Origin of the sequence: Celeribacter naphthalenivorans, assembly GCF_020524585.1 — a bacterium.
GTDB lineage: Bacteria > Pseudomonadota > Alphaproteobacteria > Rhodobacterales > Rhodobacteraceae > Celeribacter > Celeribacter naphthalenivorans.
Genome location: NZ_JAIVLK010000001.1, coordinates 427211 through 444434 on the forward strand (window position 1 = coordinate 427211; position 17224 = coordinate 444434).

The 17224-nt window shown below is 60.1% G+C and carries 18 protein-coding genes and 1 tRNA gene; 13 read left to right on the forward strand and 6 right to left on the reverse strand.

Annotated features, from left to right (window positions below):
• Positions 1-4 precede the first annotated feature (4 nt).
• Positions 5-472 (forward strand): transcriptional regulator NrdR, encoded by a 468-nt coding sequence (nrdR, locus tag LC094_RS02130; RefSeq protein ID WP_219783803.1) that lies wholly within the window; start codon positions 5-7, stop codon positions 470-472.
• On the forward strand, positions 469-1572 hold the full coding sequence (ribD, locus tag LC094_RS02135; RefSeq protein WP_226549808.1) for a bifunctional diaminohydroxyphosphoribosylaminopyrimidine deaminase/5-amino-6-(5-phosphoribosylamino)uracil reductase RibD: 1104 nt from the start codon (positions 469-471) through the stop codon (positions 1570-1572). The genes nrdR and ribD overlap by 4 nt, the downstream gene beginning before the upstream one ends.
• Here the strand turns inward: ribD and LC094_RS02140 are convergent.
• From LC094_RS02140 to LC094_RS02150, 3 genes are all read right to left on the reverse strand, one after another.
• Positions 1558-3309, reverse strand: coding sequence for a capsular polysaccharide biosynthesis protein (locus tag LC094_RS02140; protein ID WP_226549811.1), 1752 nt, complete (start codon positions 3307-3309; stop codon positions 1558-1560). The two genes, ribD and LC094_RS02140, sit on opposite strands and share 15 nt — an antisense overlap.
• Positions 3310-3314: 5 nt before the next feature.
• The gene (locus LC094_RS02145; protein ID WP_226549813.1) at positions 3315-4445 is read right to left on the reverse strand and encodes a polysaccharide biosynthesis/export family protein; all 1131 of its coding nucleotides are present in this window, start codon (positions 4443-4445) and stop codon (positions 3315-3317) included.
• A 254-nt stretch (positions 4446-4699) separates the two neighbouring features.
• Positions 4700-6004 carry a capsule biosynthesis protein gene (locus LC094_RS02150; RefSeq protein WP_226549816.1) on the reverse strand — a complete coding sequence of 435 codons (1305 nt, stop codon included), beginning with the start codon at positions 6002-6004 and terminating at the stop codon, positions 4700-4702.
• 242 nt (positions 6005-6246) lie between these two features.
• Between LC094_RS02150 and LC094_RS02155 the strand changes: the two genes are divergently transcribed.
• The 5 genes from LC094_RS02155 (at position 6247) to nusB (ending at position 9727) form a co-directional block, all read left to right on the forward strand.
• Entirely contained in the window at positions 6247-6846 is a 600-nt protein-coding gene (locus LC094_RS02155) for a riboflavin synthase (RefSeq protein WP_226549819.1), read from the forward strand.
• A complete protein-coding gene (locus LC094_RS02160) occupies positions 6843-7406 on the forward strand; it encodes a hypothetical protein (RefSeq protein WP_226549822.1) in 564 nt (187 codons plus the stop codon). The genes LC094_RS02155 and LC094_RS02160 overlap by 4 nt, the downstream gene beginning before the upstream one ends.
• 166 nt (positions 7407-7572) lie before the next feature.
• Positions 7573-8688: a 3,4-dihydroxy-2-butanone-4-phosphate synthase gene (gene ribB, locus LC094_RS02165; protein WP_226549825.1), complete on the forward strand. Its 1116-nt coding sequence runs from the start codon at positions 7573-7575 to the stop codon at positions 8686-8688.
• Positions 8689-8691: 3 nt separating this feature from the next.
• Positions 8692-9228 carry a 6,7-dimethyl-8-ribityllumazine synthase gene (locus LC094_RS02170; RefSeq protein WP_226549828.1) on the forward strand — a complete coding sequence of 179 codons (537 nt, stop codon included), beginning with the start codon at positions 8692-8694 and terminating at the stop codon, positions 9226-9228.
• 13 nt (positions 9229-9241) lie between these two features.
• Entirely contained in the window at positions 9242-9727 is a 486-nt protein-coding gene (nusB, locus tag LC094_RS02175) for a transcription antitermination factor NusB (RefSeq protein ID WP_226549831.1), read from the forward strand.
• Positions 9728-9852: 125 nt separating this feature from the next.
• Here nusB and LC094_RS02180 read toward each other — a convergent pair whose 3' ends face one another.
• On the reverse strand, positions 9853-10863 hold the full coding sequence (locus LC094_RS02180; protein WP_226549834.1) for an acyltransferase family protein: 1011 nt from the start codon (positions 10861-10863) through the stop codon (positions 9853-9855).
• 231 nt (positions 10864-11094) lie between these two features.
• On the opposite strand from LC094_RS02180, the gene LC094_RS02185 reads away from it, so the two are divergent.
• Both LC094_RS02185 and LC094_RS02190 read left to right on the forward strand, forming a co-directional pair.
• Complete coding sequence (locus tag LC094_RS02185) at positions 11095-11406, forward strand: hypothetical protein (RefSeq protein WP_226550346.1); 312 nt, start codon at positions 11095-11097, stop codon at positions 11404-11406.
• 300 nt (positions 11407-11706) lie between these two features.
• The gene (locus LC094_RS02190; protein WP_226549837.1) at positions 11707-12174 is read left to right on the forward strand and encodes an MmcB family DNA repair protein; all 468 of its coding nucleotides are present in this window, start codon (positions 11707-11709) and stop codon (positions 12172-12174) included.
• A gap of 56 nt (positions 12175-12230) precedes the next feature.
• Here LC094_RS02190 and LC094_RS02195 read toward each other — a convergent pair whose 3' ends face one another.
• On the reverse strand, positions 12231-12422 hold the full coding sequence (locus tag LC094_RS02195) for a DUF6324 family protein (protein WP_167600017.1): 192 nt from the start codon (positions 12420-12422) through the stop codon (positions 12231-12233).
• A gap of 189 nt (positions 12423-12611) precedes the next feature.
• On the opposite strand from LC094_RS02195, the gene LC094_RS02200 reads away from it, so the two are divergent.
• Positions 12612-12688 (forward strand) — tRNA-His (locus tag LC094_RS02200).
• Between the two features lie 648 nt (positions 12689-13336).
• Here LC094_RS02200 and LC094_RS02205 read toward each other — a convergent pair.
• Positions 13337-13672 carry a DUF6476 family protein gene (locus LC094_RS02205; protein WP_226549840.1) on the reverse strand — a complete coding sequence of 112 codons (336 nt, stop codon included), beginning with the start codon at positions 13670-13672 and terminating at the stop codon, positions 13337-13339.
• Here LC094_RS02205 and LC094_RS02210 point away from each other — a divergent pair.
• From LC094_RS02210 to LC094_RS02220, 3 genes are all read left to right on the forward strand, one after another.
• Positions 13671-14687: an RluA family pseudouridine synthase gene (locus LC094_RS02210; RefSeq protein WP_226549843.1), complete on the forward strand. Its 1017-nt coding sequence runs from the start codon at positions 13671-13673 to the stop codon at positions 14685-14687. The genes LC094_RS02205 and LC094_RS02210 overlap by 2 nt on opposite strands.
• Before the next feature lie 209 nt (positions 14688-14896).
• Positions 14897-15793, forward strand: a complete 897-nt coding sequence (rpoH, locus tag LC094_RS02215) for an RNA polymerase sigma factor RpoH (protein ID WP_226549846.1) — start codon at positions 14897-14899, stop codon at positions 15791-15793.
• A 107-nt stretch (positions 15794-15900) separates the two neighbouring features.
• On the forward strand, positions 15901-16869 hold the full coding sequence (locus LC094_RS02220) for a Gfo/Idh/MocA family protein (protein WP_226549850.1): 969 nt from the start codon (positions 15901-15903) through the stop codon (positions 16867-16869).
• The last annotated feature ends 355 nt before the right edge of the window (positions 16870-17224 follow it).

The window sequence follows — 17224 nt, forward strand, 5'->3', positions numbered from 1 at the left end:
GCAGATGCGTTGTCCATTTTGCGGAAATGTCGATACCCAGGTGAAAGACAGCCGTCCGGCTGAGGATCATGTTGCGATCCGTCGGCGACGGTTCTGTTCGGCCTGTGGCGGACGGTTCACCACCTATGAGCGTGTGCAATTGCGCGATCTGGTTGTGGTCAAAACCAATGGCCGCCGCGAAGATTTCGACCGTGACAAACTTGAGCGCTCCATTCGCATCGCGGCCCAGAAACGCCCGATCGAGCCCGAGCGTCTGGATCAGATGATTTCCGGCATCGTGCGCCGTTTGGAGAGCATGGGCGAGACGGATATTCCGTCGAAAACCATCGGCGAGATCGTGATGGAAAGCCTCGCGCGGATCGACACTGTGGCCTATGTGCGCTTTGCTTCGGTCTATAAGAACTTCCAGGCCGCCGACGATTTCGACAAATTTGTCAGTGAGTTGCGCCCGGACACCAAGCCTGACGAATGAGCCAAACTCTCGATGAACGCCATATGCGTCACGCGCTGTCCTTGGCGGCGCGTGGGCTTGGGCGGACGTGGCCCAATCCCGCTGTCGGCTGTGTGATCCTCAAAGACGGTCGCGTCGTCGGACGTGGCTGGACCCAGCCCGGCGGGCGGCCGCATGCAGAGGCCATGGCGCTCGCGCAAGCCGGCGATCAGGCGCGCGGTGGCACGGCCTATGTGACGCTGGAACCCTGTTCCCATCATGGCAAAACGCCCCCCTGTTCCGAAGCGCTGATCAAGGCGGGCGTGTCGCGTGTGGTCGTCGCCTTAGGTGATCCGGACCCGCGGGTGAACGGCAAAGGCTTTGCGATTTTGCAAAGCGCAGGTCTTTCTGTGACGTCGGGCGTGCTCGAAGCAGAGGCGCGCCGCCAACAAGAAGGCTTTCTCTCCAAAGTCACCAAGGGCCGCCCGATGCTGACGCTGAAACTGGCGCTTTCTTGGGATGGGCGCATCGCGACGGCCACGGGCGAGAGCCAATGGATCACCGGCCCACAAGCGCGGCGCAGGGTGCATGCCATGCGCGCCAATCACGACGCGGTTCTGGTGGGCGGCGGCACCGCGCGGGCCGATGATCCGGGTCTGACCGTGCGCGGTCTGGGCGTCTCGCATCAACCGGTGCGGGTGGTGATGTCTCGGCGTCTCGACCTGCCTCTGAGTGGACAACTTGCGCGCACAGCACAAGAGGTGCCGGTCTGGATTCTTCACGGCCCGGACGTCAGCGCAGAGTTGAAATCGGCCTGGACAGGCCTCGGCGCGGAGCTGATCGAAGTTGGCATCCTGGCCGGACATCTCGACCCGCAGGCGGCGTTCCAAGCGCTCGGTGCGCGTGGTCTGACGCGGGTGTTTTGCGAAGGGGGCGGGGCCTTGGCGGCCTCGCTTTTGTCGGCGGAACTGGTCGATCGCGTCGCGCTTTTCACCGCCGGTCTGGCGATCGGCGCCGAAGGCATGCCGGGGCTGGGGGCCTTGGGGTTGGACCGTCTGGCGGCGGCACCGCGCTATCGTTTGGAGAGCATCGAGCAGATCGGGCCGGACGCGCTGAGCCTCTGGTCTCTACCGGAGACCTAACACGGCAGCGCGCAGCTGACGCAGTTTCGCAAGGCCAAACTGTGCGGCGCGGCTGCGGCCATTGGGGCTTGTGGCCAAAAGCTCAAGCGCCTCTTCGGGCGACAAGGGCGCGCCGGTTTTCGGGTCAAAATAGCGTGGATAATCAATGAGAACCGCATGGGCGAGCCCCATCACGTCAGGCCGCGCCGCGCGTCGGGCGGGCGTTGGACCAAGGTCGGTGGTCAGCCCCCATCCGGCATAAAACGGTGCGCCGGTACAGGTCACGGGGGTATTGCGCAAGAGAGCCTCGAAGCCGATGAGAGAGGTCATGGTCCAGACCTCATCGCAGGCCTCGATGAGGGCCAGCGGATCGGCTTTGTGCGCGATCACATCGGCAATTTGAGCCGCCTCGGAGAGTTTGCCACGGCGCAGGCCCGCTTCGACATCCGGGTGCGGTTTGTAGACGATCACCGCCTCGGGATGGGCGGCGCGGGCGGCCTGCAACAGCGCCAAGTTTGTCGCGATCTCTCCGGCACCGAGACGGATCGAGGCGTCATCCTCCACCTGTCCGGCGACCAAAATCCGGTGCCCTTCCGGCAACGCAGGTTTGCCTTGCCCGACATTGTATTTGCTCACGCGCAGCTCCGTCAGGCGGCGCACGAATGTCTCGGCACGCTTGCGTTGCCGGTCGTTGAGGTCCGCTCGCGCACTGATCAAGGTTTCGAGCCGCGAAGGTCGGGTTGGGTCAAAGTAAATCCCCAGATCGTCCAGCACCAGAGACAGCGGGCGGACGAGGGCGGCACCGAGACCACGTGAGCGCAGAAAACCGTCCTCGAGCCGCAGGTCAGCCTCGGCACTCTGCCCCCATGCAAGGTGGCGCGCGCCTTCGCTCTTATGCCGGGCAATCTCTTCGGCATTGTCGGAAAACACGATCCGGTTCTGTCCCAGATACTGCCGCAAGAAAGGGCGCTTCCAAGGCAAAATATTTGAGGCGATATAGCCCGCTCTGTCGTCGCTTTCGGCCCGAATTCGGGCCTCCAGCCGGCTCAGGATGTCTTCGATCTCAAGTTCGGTGTCCCCGCTCCGCCATCCCGTCGACATCATCATCGCACCGCAGAAAAGCTGCGCGCGGGTGAGGCGGCGGGTGCTGTGAGGATTGGGATTCTCGTCTTGTGTGAGATCGAGGCTGCCGTACCAAGGGCGCCCAAAGACCCGTGGGCGATGCCCCACCAGAATGGCGTCAAACCCGGCACCGGCACTATGAGTATAGACCGACGTGGCATTTTCCAAAAGCGGGTAGAGGGGTGTTTCCGGGGGCAAAAGCGTGACGCGCGGATCGTCGTGATCCGTAAAAAAACCATCTTCGCAGGGCAGGATCGCGACCTGCGCATTGAGCAATTCAGTTTGCGCGAAGACCAACATTTCCAGCATGTCGGCCTCTGTCGGGGCCGTCTGCGTGGTGCGGGGCTGATCTAAAACCAGCACATATGGAACATCCGGAAGCGTTTTTTCGGTTTGATGCGCCGAAAACTTAGACACTTCCAACGAAACCAGCCAATCCATTGCATCGCGGGCCCGCGCGAGTTTCGCGCTGTCGTCCAGCCCGCTCTCGGCCAGAAGAGCGTCCCAGTCCTGCAACGTGACGTGGGAGAGATCAGGTGTTGCCAGAACACGTTGGAACAGCAGGGGCGGTGCAATGGAAAGCCGCCCGGACATTGTCGGGGCGGCTTTGGATGCGATGCGGTCGGGATCGACCATGGGTCTTAGTTGGCGAGGTTGCTGAGCGAATTGGCCGAGGTCGCTGTGCCAGTGATGGCGCCCAGAGTTTTCTGCCATTGGACGAACGGTGCCTCGGTGACGTAAAGCGTGTCTTCGTCACGGATCAGGAAGTCGCGTGCGAGGAACAGCCCGTTCGGTTGGGTCAGGTCCAGCACATAGATCAGGCGTTGCGTGCCGACCAGATCGTCACGGCCCATAACCTGTTTGGCGATTTCTTCGGGTTCGTTGCGGAACACGAAGACGCCGGTCGGATCGGCGGCGTTGGTCTGCAACCCGCCGACTTGGGCGATGGCTTCCAGCGCGGAGAGGTTGCGGGTCTCAAACGAGATCACACTTTGACCGCCGGTTGCCCCCATCGCGGTGAAGGACCGGGGGTCGGCTTCTACGAGAATGCGGTCGCCGTCACGCAGCGGGATGTCGTATTTCGGGTTCTCGTAGAGATCGGCGAACCAGACGGTGCCGACTGAGCTGCCGCGAATAACCTTGACCTGCGCCACATCGGGTTCGACGGAGACGCCGCCCGCTTTGGCCAGCATGGCGGTGAGGCGGCGGGTCGGGCGTTCGATCGGGTAGACGCCCTGACCGGCGATTTGACCCGTGATGGTCACGGTGGCGCCATCGCCTGCGGCGCGGGCGACCATGACTTGCGGGTCAGGAGTCTGGGTGTCGAGTTTTTCGGTGATGATGCGGCGGATGGCTTCGGGGCTGTTGCCCGCGGCTTTGACGCGGCCCGCGTAGGGCACAAAGATGAAGCCGCCGCCATCGACCTGAACCTCGGAGAGGACAGTCGCATTTGCGCCTTGGCCCGCCAGAAGGCCATCATCGACGTTTTCCCAGATGGTGAGCGACAGCACGTCACCCGGAGCAATCGTGTCAGACCCGATCACGCCCGCGTTTTGGAATGCGGAGGAAAAGCCGAGCTCTTGATTGATGGCGGTGGCGGCGTTGACGCGGTCATTGACGGTCACGACGAAGGAATCACCTTGTTCCTGAACAGAACCGGCAAAGATCTCTTTCTTGTTCGGACCAGAACGCGGCAAAGCACAGGCGGACAGGCTTGCAGCCACGGCCACAAGCGTGATGGCGCGGGTGATGCGCGATGTCAGGATCTGCACTGGTCGAACTCCTCTGCCCCATATTTTTATCGGGTTTAGTCAGAAGATTAATGAATAGCGAGTCAAAAATCCACCGTGCCGACCGGACGCGCTGCGGTCCCAAAAGGGGTGTTGCGGGAAGGTCGCTGGTCCCATAGGGAGTGTGGTCGAGAGAGGTTTTGCCTCATGATCTAGGGGCAAAATCCGCGTCTTTGATGTCGTTTTGTGGCCTTAATTGCCGCGGATCGCTCTGCTCAGCGAGTCGCTTCACGGATTTACTTTACAAGGCGCAGCGGTTGGCGTGGCGGCGCGGTGCCGGACAGAAGCGCTACATCGGGGGCGTCCTGAGACAACATCAGATCGACGACCTGACGCATCAACTGGCGCCGTCCGCGTTTGGAATAGAACCCGCCGGGCACTTGCGAGGTTTCCAGCAGGAACTGTCGGTAATCGCGATAGGCGCGGGTGTCGGGGCGGTCGGGCTGGGCGAAAAACGCCTCAAGCGTTTGATGCGACACGAACTCCGGTTTGTCGTAAACGGCGCGCCCCAGAATGCGCAAAGGGATGCCCAGAGACAGCACCTGTTGCCCGGCGGTGGAGTTCACTGTGACGGCGGAGCGTGCGCTGTGCAAAAGCCGCTGCAACTTGCCGCCCCGAACGTGATGCACACGGTGTTCTACCCCGAATTCCGCAGAGATGCGGCGAATTTCGTGACGCAGGTTGCGGCGGTCGTTCTCCAGAGGATGCGCCTTGAACACCAGATGATGATGCGGCGGCGCACCGCGCGCGAACCCTTCGATCACATCGGCGATGAATTCGGGCATGGTGGAATAGGGGCTGTGGACCTGAAAGCTGGTGTCATGTTCGAGCTGCAACAGCGCGATGTGGAACGGATGCCCGGCAGAGAGGATCGAGCGCGTGTGCCACGCTCGTGACAGCCAATGCTGCGGCATCATCATCAGGCGTTTGAAATACAATAGAAATTCTTTGGTCACCGGCAATTCGCGATGGCCGCGATAATGTCTAAAGGCGGAGTTTCGGAACATCACGAACCAATGATAGAGCGCGCCGTAAAAGATGTGTTGGCGCATATCGCCCCAAAGCGCGGGCGGTTCGATATTGTCATGGTCGATCTTGTCCAGGGCGGCGCGCATCTCCGCCACGGTCAGCGACATGAGGGTCGAATTGCCGTTCGAACCGTCGCGCTCATAGGTGACCCAATAGGGACGGATGTAGCCCTCTTCGAACACATGTATCGTCAGCCCCAACTCGCGGGCTTTCTCGATCGCAAGCGCATGGACCGGGCGGGTGTCGCCATAGAGAACAATGTCGGTGACGGATTTCTCGCGCACGATTTCGGCAAAACGTTCGGGCCAGTCGTCGGCGGGCTGGGCGTAGGGCAAGAAGGTCTTGGACGAGAACCAGAACGCGCGGTCACCTGCGTTGAATCCGACACGCCAGACGGTGGCGCCAGCGGCGCGCAGCATTTTTCCCAAAGACCAGAAAAACGGCCCATGCGGTCCCTGTAACATCAGGAACACGCGCGTTTTCGCGGTGGTTTGGACCTCTGGGTGTTTCATGGCGTCGTCTTTGGGCCTCTCGGGCGGGCTTGTCATGGTTAAAGTGTTGCTTGCCTAAAAAATCGGGCGGATTTGTGGCCTCTTGGACGCAGAGGAAGGGAGGGGCGCTTTGGGCCTATGGGAAACCATTTCCGAAAAAGGTGAAGATTCGCTGAGCGGTCTTGCGATAGCATCGCTTGCAGCAGAGCGCCGGGGGCGCTACCTCTGGGCACAAGCAACGTAAAAGCCCGACAGGAGAAGACATGTTCACAGGGATCGTCACGGACATCGGCACCGTTCTGGAACTGGAAAAGCGCGGCGATCTGCGGGCACGGATCGGCTGCGCCTATGATGTGGACGGGATCGAGATCGGCGCGTCGATTGCCTGTGACGGCGTGTGCCTCACGGTGATTGCGCTGGGAACCGATCCGCAAAACTGGTTCGACGTGGAAATCTCCGCCGAGAGCGTGTCGAAGACCAATATCTCTGCTTGGGTGGTCGGCAAAAAACTCAACCTTGAGCGCGCCTTGAAACTCGGGGACGAGTTGGGCGGCCATATCGTGTCGGGCCATGTCGATGGCGTGGCCGAGATCATCGCCATGGTCGACGAGGGCGACAGCACACGGATCAAGTTTGATGCGCCGGAGGCCTTGGCAAAATTCATCGCGCCGAAAGGCTCGGTGGCCTTGAACGGCACGTCTTTGACGGTGAACGAGGTCGAAGGCACCAGCTTTGGCATCAACGTCATCCCGCACACGCAGGAGGTGACCACTTGGGGCCGTGTGAAGGTGGGCGACAAGGTCAATCTAGAGATCGACACGCTGGCGCGCTACGTGGCCCGTCTCCAAGAGTGGCAGGCATGACGCCCCTCCATGGCGTCGGCCACAATGGCGGCCCGGCTCTCGATGGCGGGGTGAGCTATCGTCGCTATCTTTGGAAGAATGCGCGCAAGGGGTTGATGGGGGAGAGCCTGCCCATCGAGGTCATTCGTCGTCGGGTACGCCGCGCCGAAGAGCTGGGTATGCCCTATAAATCCTACGCTTCTATCCGTGCCTGCACGGGCCGCGATGTGATCGGGTTTCTTTTTTCGTCCAATGCCTTACGCCTCATTCGTCAGGGCGATCAAATGCCCCCGGCCTATGCCGACAAACTGGCGCAGGTGAAGGCCACGCGGCTGGTCGCCGCGCATCATCCGCTTGTGCCGGACCTGATCGAGGCCATGGAGGGCATCGACACAGCCGCCGCAGCCCCCGCGCCCTATGCGCCCTGGAGCACGCAGCGCGCCCGTCTGTCCGCACTTTTGGGGCCGAAACTGCCGCGTGCGGGCGTAGTGCTGATTGCCGATGCGCCCTTTGAGGCGGATTGGCTGATGGCGGGCAAGCTCGGCGGCCAGATCGAGGCACCGGTTTTCTTTGGCGCCTGAGACTTTCGAGAGGGGTTTTCAAGGAGATGCCTGTCTTTTCGGACAGGGTGCATGAAACGACCGGCGCCTGTGCGTGTGATGAGGCTGGCGTTTGGGCGCGCAAACCTGTACGCAAAGGCGACTGAATCCCCAGAAAGCCGCCGAAACGACCATGCCGGAAATGCCAATGACTGAGACACTCAAGACCGATAGCGAAACCTATCACGCCGCCATTTCCCCCATCGAGGAAATCATCGAAGACGCCCGCAATGGCCGGATGTTCATCCTCGTGGATCATGAGGATCGCGAAAACGAAGGCGATCTGGTGATCCCGTCGCAGATGGCGACGCCTGAGGCGATCAATTTTATGGCCACCTATGGGCGCGGGCTGATCTGTGTGACGTTGACTGGCGAACGGATCGACGCGTTGGGCCTGCCGATGATGGCCTCGAGCAATTCGTCGCGTCACGAAACCGCCTTTACCGTCTCCATCGAGGCAAAAGAGGGCGTGTCCACCGGTATTTCTGCGCACGACCGCGCACGCACCGTCGCCGTGGCGATCGACCCGTCGAAAACCTCCGCCGATATTGCCACGCCCGGACATATTTTCCCGCTGCGCGCCCGTGATGGCGGTGTGCTTGTCCGCGCCGGTCACACCGAGGCCGGTGTCGATGTCGCGCGTCTTGCCGGGCTGATGCCCAGCTCGGTGATCTGTGAGATCATGAACGAAGACGGCACCATGTCGCGCCTGCCGGACCTGGTGGGCTTTGCGCAGTTGCACAATCTCAAGATCGGGACGATTTCCGATCTGATCGCCTATCGCCGCCGCCACGACAACCTCGTGACCAAGACCGAAGAGCGCAAAGTGAGCTCTGAATTCGGTGGCGATTGGAACATGCAGATTTACACCGATGATTTGCACGGCGCAGAACATATCGTTCTGACCAAAGGCGATGTGACGGATGGCAAGCCGGCCTTGGTTCGGGTGCACAACCTCAACCCGCTCGAAGACGTCTTGGGCATTGGCAAGACCTCGCGCGAGATGGAAGGTGCGATGGAGCTGATCGCCGAAGAGGGCCGCGGTGTGGTCGTGCTGCTGCGCGACACGCGGATGAAACTCGCCGATGAGGACGAAGCCTCGCCGCAAACTCTGCGCCGCTACGGTCTTGGCGCTGAAATCCTCGCCGCTCTGGGCCTGCATGAGCTGATCCTCGTGACGGATAGCCCGAAACCGAAAGTGCCGGGGCTTGAGGCCTTTGGTCTCGAAATCGTTGGCACTCGTAAAATCACGGAAGGGGCATGAGCCATGGCCGCTGCTGAACAACATCACATTCTCGATCTGCCGACATTCGAAGAGCCGGTGAAACTGCTGATCGTCGTGGCGCCTTACTATAAGGACATTGCCGACGAGCTGGTCGCGGGCGCCAAATCCACCATCGAGGAGGCCGGTGGCACTTGGGATCTGGTCGAAGTGCCGGGCGCTTTGGAGGTTCCGACCGCGATTTCCATCGCCGACAAGCTCTCGAACTTCGACGGTTACGTCGCGCTGGGCTGTGTCATCCGGGGTGAAACCACGCATTACGAGACGGTCTGCAACGACAGCTCGCGCGCCATTCAGCTCATGGGCCTGCAAGGTCTCTGCATCGGCAACGGCATCCTGACCGTGGAAAACCGCGAGCAAGCCGTGGCGCGTGCCGAGAGCAAAGGCCAAAATAAAGGTGGCGGGGCTGCGGCTGCGGCCTTGCATCTGATCGCGCTTTCGCGCAAATGGGCCGCTCCGAGCAAGGGCGTGGGATTCCATGCGGACGCGATCAAGCTTGCCGGTGACACCAAGCCAGCCTGATGGACGCAAAAGCATGACCGAAGAGAACACCCATCTGAAACCGCCCACCAAGCGCGAGATGAAATCCGCCGCGCGGCTGTATTCCGTGCAGGCGCTGTTTCAAATGGAAGCCGCCGACATGACCGTCGACAAGGTGCGCCGTCAGTTCTACGACCATTTCTTTGGTCTCGAGACCGAGGAAGAGGGCACGTTCATCGACGGTGACAGCGATCTGTTTCACGAGATCACCGAGATCGCGGTGAACGATCAGGCCAAGATCGACCAGATGACCGACCGGGCTCTGGTGGCGAAATGGCCGATCGCGCGGATCGACTCGACGCTCCGCGCATTGTTCCGTGCCGCAGGCGCCGAGCTGTTGTCCGACCGCACACCGCCCAAGGTGGTGATCGTCGAATTCGTGGATGTCGCCAAAGCGTTTTACCCCGATGGTCGTGAGCCGAAATTCGTCAACGCGGTGCTGGATCATATGGCCCGCGAGGCTCGACCGGAGGCCTTTTAAGGCCGTAGGGAGAACGAGCAAATCAATCGTGCGAAGCTCGACCGGAGGCTTTTTAAAGCCATATCTGGAGCCAAGCAGTTCTGTCATTTCCAAACCGGGCGCCCTCAAAAGCGTCCGGTTTTCCTTTACGCGCCCACAAGCTGACGGCTGTGATTGGGAAAGACCCGGCGCAAGAGCGCAATGGAGCTCAGGCAGAGGGCGAAAAGCACCCCGGTCATGACCACGATATTCGCTAGAGGCGCAGCGAAGAGAGGCCGGTAACCTGCCTCAAGCAGCAGGTAAATCATCGGCGCGTGAAGGAAAAACACCCCGAAACTCGCTTCCGCAAGGGACTGGCTTGCCGCAATGGGGCGGTCGGCATAGCGCTCCAACAGGCCCAGAATCGCAAAAGACAGCGCCAGCTTTTGCGGCATCATCAGGTCGATCTCGCTCCAACGCAGGCTGAATCCTGTGTGATAATTGCCGTAGTGCCCCATCTGCGCGGCCAGCATCGCCAAGAGAACGGCGCTTAGAAGCAGTGGAAAACTCAGCCGTTTCAGGAGAGGGAGGGCCGCCGCGCGGTGCTGCATATAGGTCATGCCGGTGAGGTAGACGGGCGTGAAATAGATCACCGATTGCGGGATCACCATATCCTCGACCGAGCGCTGCACGATGTTGGACAGAAGGTAAAGCACGGCCAAGATGCTGAGCTGATGGTTCAGAGACAGGCGCTGATAGGCCATGTGCAAAGGCGACATCAGGAACATCACCAGAATGGCTGGCACATACCAATAGGCGATCACCGTATTGCCGCTGAGCAAAAGATGCGCGCCATAAAGAACCTGCCCGCCGATCTCGCTCGAGGCCTCGCGCAGCACGACGAACACCGTCAGAGGCAGCGCCAGCACGAGATAGGGCAGGGCGACATTGCGGAGCTTTGAACGCATGAAACGCCGAAACGTGTAGCGCGGCACAAAGACATGTTGGAACAGAATGCCGGAGATCAGCACAAAGAACGCGGTCGCGCCGGTCAGCAGGTTGATGAAAGTGCCCTGCGCCAGCGTCGGACTGTCGTAATGCGCGAGCAGGATACAGTGAGAGGCCACGACAAAGACAATCGCCAACGCGCGGAAATGGGTGATGGCATGGAGCGTCATAGGGTCCTCTCGGTCGGCCAGATTTGCGGCGTGTGGTGCCGTGCACTTTTGAGCAGATAACAGGCCAATCATGGAGATTTTGAGGCTGGATCGGGGTCTTTCGATGCGCGGCATCGGGCGGGGACAGCCGCTACATCCTGTCACCTGTTGTCATATGCAGGATTTGATATAGATTCTGTGCTATAGAACTCAGAGTCTCATGTCGGGAGCGCTGCCATGCCACAATCTGCCATGCCCAAATTGGTCAAACTCTACATCACCCAAGTGCTGATCGGTTTTGCCATCGCCGCCGCTTTTGTCGCGACGCTTCTCTATTTCAACGTCGCCAACCTCTGGCATCTGGTGACGCACAATGACGTCGGCATCATTGCTGTGATCGTCTTGTGGTTTGCCAATGGCATCGTCTTCTCCGGCGTGCAATTTGCCATTTCGATCATGCGGATGGCCGAAAGCGAGGACGGTAATCAGGGCGGCAAACGCGATGATATTCCGCTCACCGCGCTCGAGCCGATCCCCGTGGAGGCGCAGTCCCGGCGCCGCTAACTTATAGACTTTCCAATAAAAAACGCGCCCCGAGAGGCGCGTTTTTTGTAAGGCGGCGGGGGACCACAGCATCCGTAGCGACGCTTTGCTCCCGATGCCTGATATATCAGGTGGGCGCCAGGTAACAAAACCAGGGTCTTGACAGAGCCAGCTCCCATTCGGTTGCGTAAGGCCTCCGGAGACTTGCGCCCATATGTACGAAACGAGCAGATCCCGCCTCAGCCGAGATAGGGCGATCCACGGAAAAGGACAAGGGGCAGGGCGTTGAAATTCTCGCTCACTTGCGCCAGATAATCCCTCATGCCCAATCCAACAGACATCACCCCCTATCAGCCCGGCCAACTTCTGGCACGCGGCGTCTCGCGCCACATGCGCAGCTATGATTTCACCTGCGTCGAGGAACTCGTCCCCGCGCGCGGGCTGCGCGTCGATGTCATGGCCCTGGGACCCAAGGGCGAGGTCTGGGTGATCGAATGCAAATCCAGCCGCGCGGATTTCATGTCGGACAGCAAATGGCAGGGCTATCTGGACTGGTGCGACCGCTATTTCTTCGCGGTCGATGCCGAATTCCCGGTCGAGATCCTGCCAGAAGGCGCGGGCCTCATCCTCGCGGACGGCTACGGCGCCGAGATCGTGCGGATGCCCGATGAGGACAAACTGCCACCCGCCCGACGTAAGAAAATCCACATGATCTTCGCCCGCACCGCCGCTGCCCGTCTTCAGGCCTACCGCGATCCGGGCGTCGCCGGAATGTTCAAAGAAAAATAGTCTTCTTCGTGGGGAAAATACTCCCGCCGGAGGCAAACACCCCCTCAGGCGTGAGCTTACTTCGCCAATTTGCGCGCTTGTGCCGCCGCTGCGCGCAGCTCTTCGGCGATCTCTTCGGCCTCTTCCGGTTCGAAATCCATCGGAATCTCGATGCCACCCGTCGCCTCGATGAACATGCGCACCATGCCAAGCGTGGTCGGCCCGATCTGAAGATTGGCTTCGATGTCTTTTTCCGAATTGATACCCATGATGGCTCCTTTGTGGATGAGAAAGGCGTTTACGCGTTTGAGGCAGATGAGGCAAGTCGGCTCTGGGCCCGCGCGGCCTTGCCCCTTTGCACAGAGAAGTGTTTTGCAAAAAATCTGCCTGTCAAAGCGCGGTTTTGTCCAAACTGCCTCTTGCATTCATCATCACAGGACAGTAAATCCCCCGACAGTGCCGCCTTAGCTCAGTTGGTTAGAGCGCCTGATTGTGGATCAGGAGGTCCCCCGTTCGAGCCGGGGAGGTGGTACCACTCCCCCCACACATATACACGACATGTTATGACACGACATGTTATGGTGCGCCGCAGATGGCTTCGGCCCGTGCACCGTTCCGCATCTCTATATTCTCCCCCAACAGCAGACCCGCGTGATCCGTCTTCTGACGCTTTCGGCCGTCACCCTTATCTGGTGATGGCGGAGGGTATTTCGGCTGGGATGGCGAGGCCGGGCGCGGTCTGTCACGCGAGATTCACGTGGTCTGGCCGACGGGACGTAAGCGCTGCGCATAGACCAAGGCGATGTGCGACGACATGGAGCGATTCATTCGCCTAAGTCTCGAACTTCAAGGCGAAATTTCCGGGTTGCATTGGGCTGCGACAAAATGTAGCAATTTGTGGAATTGCATGTTAGTCTTCCAATTAGGGAGGACATGATGCACCTTTATGTCGTAGGATTGGCCTATTCGGCCCTGGTCCTGCTTCCGGTCGCATTGTTCGCTTATGCAGCCTGTGAATGCTGCAAAGGTCGAACAGACGACGGAGCAGTCTGACCTTAAAAGAACACTCCCGACTGTTGGCCTGTGATGGGCCTCATGTTCGGGGGGAGGAACGCGGCGCAGGGGAGGGCGCCGCGTTCTCTGTTTTCAGAGGCGGCATTTATGAAAAAGAGATGTGTCGCGGTCAGTTCGACGGCGTTTCGACGGCAATCCGCTGGCGCAGCGCGCCGGTCGCGGCATCGAAAATCAGAATCTCATCCCCGGCCACCACCGCAACCCAATCGGACCCGCGCGTCACCGCCTCGGGCGTCACACCTTCGGGCAGATCGAGCGTCTCGGGCCAGCTCAGCGCAGGTGCTGTATCTTCGAAATCCGGGAAGCGCGTGACAAGGAAGCCAATCAGCACTAGAAACCCGACAATCATCACCCCCAAAAGCCCGGTGACCAGCCGACGCAACAGCGTCAGCCCCGCCGCATCTTTCGGGTTCAATTCGAAGTCCTTACCTGCCGGATCATCCATGACTGTCACCGTTTCTTTTACCATCGGGGAACACCCGCCCAAACGTCTTGATAAGGCGATTGCTCGCGATGTGCCAGAAGAAGCCATGCTGTCGCGCTCGCGGCTTGTGAAACTTTTGGCCGAGGGTGCCGTGAAGGTGAACGGCGTGGTCGTCACCGATCAAAAGGGCAAGGTCGAGGCGGGCGATCAGATCGAGATCGTGGTCGAAGAGGCCACTGAGATCGAACTCAGGGCCGAAGACATCCCACTCGACGTGATCTACGAGGATGACGATCTGATCGTCGTAAACAAACCCGTCGGCATGGTCGTCCACCCGGCGCCGGGCAGCCCCTCGGGCACGTTGGTCAACGCCTTGATGCATCATTGCGGCGAGAGTCTGTCGGGGATCGGCGGCGAAAAACGCCCCGGCATCGTGCATCGGATCGACAAGGATACGTCTGGCATTCTGGTCGTCGCCAAATCCGACAAGGCACACCAAGGCCTTGCGAAACAATTCGAAAAACACACGGTCGAGCGCAAATATTTCGCGCTGGTCTACGGCGCGCCGGACCCGATGGACCCGCGGCTGCGCGGCGTCAAAGGCGTGAGTTTCGAGGGCTCGAACATTCTGCGCATCACCACCATGTTGGGCCGTCATAAGACGGATCGGCAAAAGCAGGCCGTGTCCTTCACCGAGGGCCGCCACGCGATCACCCGGGCACGTGTGCTGGAGCTTTACGGCACACCGCCGCAACTGGCGCTGGTGGAATGCTGGCTGGAGACCGGGCGCACGCACCAAATCCGCGTGCATATGGCCCATGCCGGGCACGGGTTGGTCGGCGATCAGACCTATGGCGGGCGGAGGAAACTCAACCATAAAGCGCTCTCCGAGGCGGCGCGCGATGCGGTCGATGCCTTCCCACGTCAGGCGCTTCATGCCGCTGTTTTGGGCTTTATCCATCCGGTGACGCGCGAAGAGATGCGGTTCGAGGCGCCTTTGCCCGAGGACATGCAGACGCTCCTCGACACGCTTTAAGCGCCCGTTTTTTGTAACATGTGACCACATGGCCGTGAGCCGGGTGAAATCTTGACGGTTTCGCTTGGGGAACTTTGCGGCTTGGGTCATGGTTTGTTCAGATCTTGGACATAGGAATATGCGCGCCGCCCCTTGAAAGCGCTAACAGGCCTTCCCAAATGGCATGTTAAGCCTTATAACATAGGCGTGACGCGGGAGAGATGTGAGAGATGAGTAATTACGCCAATTTGCCGGCTCCGAGCCCCGAACAGGGTTTGAACCGCTATTTGCAGGAAATCCGCAAGTTCCCGATGCTGGAACCCGAGGAAGAATACATGCTGGCGAAACGCTGGGTGGATCATGAGGACGCCAATGCGGCGCATAAGCTCGTGACCTCGCACCTGCGTTTGGCCGCCAAAATCGCCATGGGCTATCGCGGCTACGGCTTGCCGCAGGCCGAGGTGGTGTCGGAGGCCAATGTGGGGCTGATGCAGGCGGTGAAACGCTTTGACCCGGAAAAGGGTTTCCGCCTCTCGACCTATGCGATGTGGTGGATTCGTGCGAGCATTCAGGAATATATCCTGCGCTCCTGGTCTCTGGTGAAACTCGGGACAACGTCTGCGCAAAAGAAACTGTTCTTTAACCTGCGCAAGGCCAAGGCCCGCATCGGTGCCTTTGAGGACGGCGATTTGCACCCGGACAACGTCAAACAGATCGCAACCGATCTCGGCGTGACCGAGGACGAAGTGATCTCGATGAACCGGCGGATGTCGGGCGGGGATGCCTCCCTCAATGCCACCGTCGGCAATGATGAGGAAGGCTCTGCGCAATGGCAGGACTGGCTTGAGGACGAAAACGCCGATCAGGCCGCCGATTACGAGGCCCGCGACGAGATGGACACCCGCCGCCAGCTTTTGGTGCAGGCGATGGATGTGCTCAATGAGCGCGAAAAAGACATCCTGATGCAGCGCCGTCTCAAGGATCAGCCGGTGACGCTCGAAGAGCTGTCGAGCCAATATGAGGTCTCCCGTGAACGCATCCGCCAGATCGAGGTGCGCGCTTTTGAGAAGCTGCAGAAACGCATGCAGGAGCTGGCGAAGGAACAGGGCATCCTTGAAGGGGCCTGATGTGATCGTCGATTAAAATTTTCAAAGGGGTGGTCGCAGGGCTGCCCCTTTTTCTTTGCGCCACCATGACGCATGATGGCGGTAACATGATGGAAGGAGAACCTTAGATGACACCTGTCCGCTTCGGCGTTTTGGGCGCTGCAAATTTTGCCCGCGAACATATGGCCCGCGCGATCCATGAGGCGGAGGGCGCCACTTTGGCGGCACTTGCCACCTCATCCGAGGACAAAGCCGCGCCGTTTCAGGCCTTTGCCCCCGATCTTGAGGTCTTCACCGATTACGACGCCATGCTGGCCTCCGACGAGATCGACGCGGTCTATATTCCGCTGCCCAATCACCTGCATATCGCATGGAGCCTCAAGGCGCTTGCGGCCGGAAAACATGTGCTTTGCGAGAAACCAATCGCGATGAAAGCGGAGGAGATCGACGCGCTGATCGCCAAGCGTGATGAGACGGGACTTGTCTGTGCCGAGGCCTTCATGATCGTGCATCACCCGCAATGGGCACGGGTGCGGGACCTCTTGGCGGCGGGCGAGATCGGCGATCTGATCCGGGTCGAGGCGGCCTTTTCTTTCGACAATCCGGACGCGGACAACATCCGCAACCGGCCAGAAACCGGCGGCGGGGCCTTGGGCGACATTGGCGTCTACGCCATGGGGTCGACACGCTTTGCGACCGGGGAAGAGCCGCTCAAAATCACCCATGCCGAGATCATTCGCGAAAACGGCGTCGATGTCAGCGCCGAATTTTCCGCGCACTTCCCGAGCTTTGCCTATCACGCCTATGTCTCTATGCGCATGGCGCCGTTTCAGGAGGTGCGCTTTCATGGTCGCAAAGGTCTGATCATCCTCAAAACGCCGTTTAACGCGGGCACGGCGGGGCTGGCAGAGATCGAAATTCGCGACACCCAGGGCGGGCTGAAACTCGAACGCTTCCCCCGCGTGCGCCAATACGTCTGTCAGGTCGAAACCTTTGTCCGCGCGGTGCGGGACGGGGCGGACTATCCGTGGAGCTTGGAAAACGCGCGCGGCACGCAGGCGATGATCGACAGCGTATTTGATGCGGATCAAGGCTAAGCCCCGCGACTCGCGCTATTCTATAGATGTTGGAACGGCAAAAGGAGGATGACATGAGAATGTCCCGCATGACTGGCCAGAACAACATGGAGGATCCGCCGCAATAATCGGTGCCTCCGGCTTACGTGGTCGAATCCGTGGAGGGATGTTGGACCGCAGGGCAGGAGGTCAGGATTTGAAGGGTTCGATCACGGGTGCCGCCGATTGAGGCTTGTGACCCCGGATGAAGCGAGACGGAGGAGCATGTGCCCCCTCGCTCAAAGGGCCGACGCCTGTGATGACGAACCTGCCGAATGGATCGGTAAGCGGTGACAGCTGTTTGGCTGTGGTATCCTCAGGGAGAAACATGGACGGG

Bases quoted from the DNA above. Each gene is read 5' to 3' on its own strand.
- nrdR (WP_219783803.1), top strand. From the start codon at position 5: ATGCGTTGTCCATTTTGCGGAAATGTCGATACCCAGGTGAAAGACAGC.
- ribD (WP_226549808.1), top strand. From the start codon at position 469: ATGAGCCAAACTCTCGATGAACGCCATATGCGTCACGCGCTGTCCTTG.
- LC094_RS02140 (WP_226549811.1), bottom strand. From the start codon at position 3,309: ATGGTCGATCCCGACCGCATCGCATCCAAAGCCGCCCCGACAATGTCC.
- LC094_RS02150 (WP_226549816.1), bottom strand. From the start codon at position 6,004: ATGAAACACCCAGAGGTCCAAACCACCGCGAAAACGCGCGTGTTCCTG.
- LC094_RS02155 (WP_226549819.1), top strand. From the start codon at position 6,247: ATGTTCACAGGGATCGTCACGGACATCGGCACCGTTCTGGAACTGGAA.
- LC094_RS02160 (WP_226549822.1), top strand. From the start codon at position 6,843: ATGACGCCCCTCCATGGCGTCGGCCACAATGGCGGCCCGGCTCTCGAT.
- ribB (WP_226549825.1), top strand. From the start codon at position 7,573: ATGACTGAGACACTCAAGACCGATAGCGAAACCTATCACGCCGCCATT.
- LC094_RS02170 (WP_226549828.1), top strand. From the start codon at position 8,692: ATGGCCGCTGCTGAACAACATCACATTCTCGATCTGCCGACATTCGAA.
- nusB (WP_226549831.1), top strand. From the start codon at position 9,242: ATGACCGAAGAGAACACCCATCTGAAACCGCCCACCAAGCGCGAGATG.
- LC094_RS02180 (WP_226549834.1), bottom strand. From the start codon at position 10,863: ATGACGCTCCATGCCATCACCCATTTCCGCGCGTTGGCGATTGTCTTT.
- LC094_RS02185 (WP_226550346.1), top strand. From the start codon at position 11,095: ATGCCCAAATTGGTCAAACTCTACATCACCCAAGTGCTGATCGGTTTT.
- LC094_RS02190 (WP_226549837.1), top strand. From the start codon at position 11,707: ATGCCCAATCCAACAGACATCACCCCCTATCAGCCCGGCCAACTTCTG.
- LC094_RS02195 (WP_167600017.1), bottom strand. From the start codon at position 12,422: ATGGGTATCAATTCGGAAAAAGACATCGAAGCCAATCTTCAGATCGGG.
- LC094_RS02210 (WP_226549843.1), top strand. From the start codon at position 13,671: ATGACTGTCACCGTTTCTTTTACCATCGGGGAACACCCGCCCAAACGT.
- LC094_RS02205 (WP_226549840.1), bottom strand. From the start codon at position 13,672: ATGGATGATCCGGCAGGTAAGGACTTCGAATTGAACCCGAAAGATGCG.
- rpoH (WP_226549846.1), top strand. From the start codon at position 14,897: ATGAGTAATTACGCCAATTTGCCGGCTCCGAGCCCCGAACAGGGTTTG.
- LC094_RS02220 (WP_226549850.1), top strand. From the start codon at position 15,901: ATGACACCTGTCCGCTTCGGCGTTTTGGGCGCTGCAAATTTTGCCCGC.